General features: G+C 62.1%; 4 protein-coding genes and 1 pseudogene. 4 read left to right on the forward strand and 1 reads right to left on the reverse strand.

Annotation, left to right across the window (positions count from 1 at the left end):
• Positions 1 to 313, forward strand: a pseudogene (locus HLUSI_RS33885) (DUF2235 domain-containing protein); the annotation flags it as partial.
• 112 nt (positions 314 to 425) lie between these two features.
• Here HLUSI_RS33885 and HLUSI_RS0104970 read toward each other — a convergent pair.
• Positions 426 to 1,238 (reverse strand): helix-turn-helix transcriptional regulator, encoded by an 813-nt coding sequence (locus HLUSI_RS0104970; RefSeq protein ID WP_016832919.1) that lies wholly within the window; start codon positions 1,236 to 1,238, stop codon positions 426 to 428.
• 93 nt (positions 1,239 to 1,331) lie between these two features.
• On the opposite strand from HLUSI_RS0104970, the gene HLUSI_RS0104975 reads away from it, so the two are divergent.
• The 3 genes from HLUSI_RS0104975 to HLUSI_RS27045 form a co-directional block, all read left to right on the forward strand.
• Complete coding sequence (locus HLUSI_RS0104975; protein ID WP_040503178.1) at positions 1,332 to 3,437, forward strand: molybdopterin-containing oxidoreductase family protein; 2,106 nt, start codon at positions 1,332 to 1,334, stop codon at positions 3,435 to 3,437.
• Positions 3,419 to 4,519 carry an aminopeptidase gene (locus tag HLUSI_RS0104980; protein WP_016832921.1) on the forward strand — a complete coding sequence of 367 codons (1,101 nt, stop codon included), beginning with the start codon at positions 3,419 to 3,421 and terminating at the stop codon, positions 4,517 to 4,519. The genes HLUSI_RS0104975 and HLUSI_RS0104980 overlap by 19 nt, the downstream gene beginning before the upstream one ends.
• A 260-nt stretch (positions 4,520 to 4,779) precedes the next feature.
• On the forward strand, positions 4,780 to 5,174 hold a 395-nt coding region (locus HLUSI_RS27045; RefSeq protein ID WP_016832922.1), incomplete at its 3' end, for an AMP-binding protein.

The following is a 5,174-nucleotide window of genomic DNA, read 5'->3' on the forward strand; positions in this document are numbered from 1 at the left end:
GAATTTTGAGAAGGCCAAGGCAAAGAATCATGAACTGCAAAAGATTTTGGACAACAAGGCTAAATTAGCCGAACGGGTGGAGACAGCCAGATTTAATGGCCGTATAGGAGACATGGAGGATATACAAAACGAAATGGTGTTCACCTCCGAGGAGGCAACAATATTAACGCGGGATGCAGGCGGCCGGCCAATCTTCCCCGTCCAAAGCGACGAGGACGCAGGAGTATTGTGTAGCGGGTACGTCGCTACCCAGACCGGTACCTTGCGCGAGGGCGGTGGGTATCTGTTGCCGCGTGTTGTTTTCTTGCCGTAGAAACGACGGTGCAGATTGCTGATCATAGCGATTGCACGAGTTCGCGGCTATCCCTAACCGTGGCGCGATACCAGCTCGCTGGTTGCCCGTCCCTCATTCTTGGCTCTATTGCTCAGGCGATCAACTGGTATTGCGCCGGCGTCGCCGCCACGCGCGATTTGAAGATGCGATGGAAGTGGCTCTGGTCGGCAAAGCCGGTGTCATAGGCGGCGTCGGCCGCACTGGCGCCTTGTTGCAAGAGGGTGCGGGCCTGGCGGATCTTCATGTCCAATTGCAGGGCGTGCGGGGTCATGCCATAGCGGCGACGGAACTGGCGGATCAGCTGGTAGCGGCCCATGCCCGCCACCTCGGCCAGTTCGTCCAGGCTCACGCTGCGACGGCAATGCTGCTGCAGATGCGCGTAGGCGCGTCCGAGGCCGTGGGCGTCCTCGGTGAGGGGCGCGGCATCGTGGGCGCAGGCTTCGGCGCACAAGAGCATGATTTCCTGCAGGCAGGTGATGACCTCGGCCACACGTTCGCTGGCATCGTGGTCCAGCGCCAGCGTCATGCGGTCGAGCAGTTGCACCGCTTGCGGCGAACGCAGCACCTGCGAGCGCATGCGCTCAGGCAGGCCGCGGGTGGCCGGGGTTTCGGCCAGCAGCGTGGACAGCCAGCCGTGCTCGATGTGGAACATGCGATAGCTCCAGCATTGCAGGTCGGCCGGGTTGCAGCAATGGACGTCGCCGGCGCGCACCAGCACCACGTCGCCGGGCGCGATGGGCTGGCTGTGCTCGGCCAGCGCAAAGATGCTGTGGCCGGCATCGACGATGCCGATGGAAAAGCTGTCGTGCGTATGCGGGGCATAGCAGGACAGGCTGCCGGTGGCGCGGCGTCCTTCGAGAAAGGGCAGGGCGGGGTCGCGCCAGAAGTGCTGGAGGGCGGGCATGTGTGGGTCTGCGCGGGAGTCGTGATGAGGCATTTTAAGATAAAGTAGCAGCTTGCCGCGCCATTCCGTCGCGCATTCCCTTAGTTGATTGCCATGAATTCCGTTTCCGAACCCATCATCGTCCGCGCCGCCTGCCCGCACGATTGCCCCGACACGTGCGCCTTGCTGGTGACCGTCAAGGACGGCATCGCCACCGAAGTCAAGGGCGACCCCGATCATCCGACCACCGCCGGCGTGCTGTGCACGAAGGTGTCGCGCTATACCGAGCGCACTTATCACAAGGACCGCCTGCTGCATCCGATGAAGCGCGTCGGCAAAAAAGGCGAAGGAAAATTCGAGCGCATCAGCTGGGATGAAGCGCTCGACACGATCTCTGCACGGCTGAAGGAAGTCGCCGCGCGCAATCCGCAAGCCATCCTGCCGTACAGCTACGCCGGCACCATGGGCTTGGTACAGGGCGAGTCGATGGCGATGCGTTTCTTCAACCGCATCGGCGCCTCGCAACTGGATCGCACCATCTGCGCCTCGGCCGGCGCGGCCGGCTACAAGTACACGGTGGGCACGCGCCTGGGCGCCGACACCGAACACGTGCAGGACGCCAGGCTGATCATTATCTGGGGCGGCAATCCTATCGCCTCCAACCTGCATTTCTGGATGCGCGTGCAGGAAGCGAAACGACGCGGCGCCAAGCTGATCGCTATCGATCCCTACCGTTCGCTGAGCGCCGACAAATGTCACCAGCACATCGCCTTGTTGCCGGGCACCGATGCGGCGCTGGCGCTGGGCATGATGCACGTGCTGATCAACGAGAATCTGCTCGACGCCGATTACATCGCGCAGCATACGCTGGGCTTCGCGCAATTGAAGCAGCGCGTGCAGGAATGGTCGCCGCAACATACCGCAGAAGTGTGCGGCATCAGCGCCGAGGAAGTGCTGAACCTGGCGCGGGAATACGGCCGCGTGGCCTTGGCCGGCGAAGGCGTATTCATCCGCGCCAACTACGGCTTGCAGCGCGTGCGTGGCGGCGGCATGGCTGCGCGCAATGTGGCTTGCCTGCCGGCGCTGGTGGGAGCGTGGCGCCATCCCGCAGGCGGTGTGCAGATGTCGGTGTCGGACAGTTTCCCCAAGGATGCGGCCGCATTGAGCCGGCCCGACCTTGCCGCCGGCCATGGCAAGCCCGCCCGCGTCATCAACATGAGCACCATCGGCGACGATCTGCTGCGCGAGGCGTCGGCCGATTTCGGCCCGCGCGTGGAAGCGATGATCGTCTACAACTCCAACCCGGTGGCGGTTGCGCCGGAGTCGGGCAAGGTGATGCAGGGCTTTGCGCGCGAGGATCTGTTCACGGTGGTGCTGGAGCATTTCCAGACCGACACCGCGGACTACGCCGACATCCTGTTGCCGGCCACCACGCAGCTCGAGCACATCGACGTGCACGCGACGTACGGCCACGTCTACATGATGGCCAACAACGCCGCCATCGCGCCGTTGGGTGAGGCCAAGGCCAACTCGGAAATTTTCCGCCTGCTGGCGGCGCGCATGGGTTTCACCGAAGATTGTTTCAAGGACAGCGACGACGCGATTGCCGCGCAGGCCTTCGATCGCCGCAATCCGCGCGCAGCCGATTACGACTGGGAGCGTCTCAAGGAGACAGGATGGCAGCGCCTCAACATGCCGGTCGCGCCGTTTGCCGAGGGCGGCTTCGGCACGCCGTCGGGCAAGTGCGAGTTCTATTCCGCGCGCATGCTGGCCGACGGCCTCGACCCATTACCCACTTATATTGCGCCGTATGAATCGGTGGCCAGCAATGTGGAACTGGCGCAGAAATATCCGCTGGCCATGATTTCACCGCCGGCGCGCAACTTCCTCAACTCTTCCTTCGTCAACGTGCAGAGCCTGCGCGATACCGAAGGCGAGCCGCACCTGGACATGCATCCCCAGGACGCCGCCGCGCGCGGGATCTCCCAGGGTGACATGGTGCGCATCTTCAATGACCGCGGCAGCCTGCAGGCGCGCGTGCGTGTGACCGACAAGGCGCGTGTGGGGCTAGTGGTGGGCTTGTCGATCTGGTGGAAGAAGTTTGCCGCCGATGGCAAGAACGCCAACGAAGTCACCAGCCAGCGTCTCACCGACATGGGCAATGCGCCGACGTTCTATGACGTGCTGGTGCAGGTCGAGGCATGTCCGTCCGGCGTCTGAACAGGCTCTCCAGAATCGTCCTGGCGGCAAGCCTGGGCGCGGCCTTGTTGCTGGCGTCGGGTTGCAGTTCGCTGGGTTATTACGCGCAGGCGGCGCATGGACAGTTTTCGCTGCTGGCGCAAGCGCGGCCGATCGACGACTGGCTGGACGATCCGCATACCTCCGGGCGTCTGCGCGACAAGTTGCAGACCGTGCGCGAGATCCGGCGCTTCGCGGTGACGCAACTGGCGCTGCCCGACAACGGCAGCTACAAGAACTACGCGCAGCTGGAGCGGCCCTTCGTGGTGTGGAACGTGGTGGCGGCGCCGGCCTTGTCGCTGAAGGCGCGGCAATGGTGTTTTCCGGTCGCCGGCTGCGTTGACTATCGCGGCTATTACAGCCAGCAGGATGCCCAGCAATATGCCGACGGCCTGGTCAAGGAGGGCGACGACGTCCAGGTGCTGGGCGTGCCGGCCTACTCGACGCTGGGATGGTTCAACGATCCGGTCATGTCGACTTTCATCAATTATCCCGATGCCGAACTGGCGCGCCTGATCTTCCACGAACTGGCGCACCAGGTGGTGTACGCCAAGGGCGATTCGCAGTTCAACGAATCGTATGCGACCACGGTCGAAGAGATCGGCCTGGAGCAATGGCTGCAGGCGCATCATGACGACAGACTGCGCGAGGCGTACAAGGTGTTCGCCGGGCGCAAGCAGGACTTTCTTGAACTCTTGCTGAAATACCGGTCTCAGTTGGAGGCCAACTACGAGGGAGACGGCAGCGAGGCCGAGAAGCTGCATCGCAAGGCAGAAATTTTCGATGCGCTGCGCGCCGAATACCAGCGGATCAAGGTGCGCTGGGGCGGTTTCTCGGGATACGACCGCTGGTTCGCCATGCCGTTGTCGAACGCCCATCTGGCGCTGGTCGGCACGTATCACGACCGGGTGCCGGCGTTTCGCGAACTGTTCCGGCGCAGCAGCGGCTTTGCCGATTTTTTCGAACGCGTGAAAGCGCTGGCGAAGCTCGACAAGACTGCGCGCAATGAACAGCTGGATCGCTTGCAGGATAATGTTCAACCGATGCATTCAGCGGCGAAATGAACATCCGGGCGTAAAAGTTGCCAATTTGGAAAAGATGGGGCATGGTAGGGTCTTGCCACTGCGTTGCCATCGCCTTGCCGCAAGAAGACGAGGAAGAAACAGAAATTTTTCTTAAATTTCCTCAAAATACTTGCCCTGAACGAGATTGGCCGATAGCATCTGCATTAAATAAAAACACAACCGTGCTTTTTTCTGCAGTGCGCACCCAAGCCGCGGGAAACAACCGGCAGCCGCCCTGAACCGGAGACAAAAGGAACAATATGGACAAATTCTGGCTTGCATCTTATCCCGCAGGCGTCCCTGCCGACATCGACCCGAACCGCTACCAGTCCCTGGTGCAGCTGATCGACGAAGCTTTCGCCAAATACGCGGACCGCAACGCCTATGTCTGCATGGGCAAGCACATGACCTATGGGAAGCTGGATCAGCTGTCGACTGCGCTGGCCGTCTGGCTGCAAAGCACCGGCCTGAAAAAGGGCGCGCGCGTGGCGATCATGATGCCCAACGTGCTGCAATATCCGATCGCCATCGCCGCCATCCTGCGCGCCGGCTACACCGCGGTGAACGTCAATCCGCTGTACACGCCACGCGAACTCGAACACCAGTTGAAGGACTCCGGCCGAGCAGACGCTGCACCACGAAACCGATCGACAGC

Origin of the sequence: Herbaspirillum lusitanum P6-12 (assembly GCF_000256565.1) — a bacterium.
Classification (GTDB): domain Bacteria; phylum Pseudomonadota; class Gammaproteobacteria; order Burkholderiales; family Burkholderiaceae_D; genus Herbaspirillum; species Herbaspirillum lusitanum.

Excerpts from the sequence above, each read along its gene's own strand:
- HLUSI_RS0104970 (WP_016832919.1), bottom strand. The coding sequence starts at position 1,238 with ATGCCCGCCCTCCAGCACTTCTGGCGCGACCCCGCCCTGCCCTTTCTC.
- HLUSI_RS0104975 (WP_040503178.1), top strand. The coding sequence starts at position 1,332 with ATGAATTCCGTTTCCGAACCCATCATCGTCCGCGCCGCCTGCCCGCAC.
- HLUSI_RS0104980 (WP_016832921.1), top strand. The coding sequence starts at position 3,419 with ATGTCCGTCCGGCGTCTGAACAGGCTCTCCAGAATCGTCCTGGCGGCA.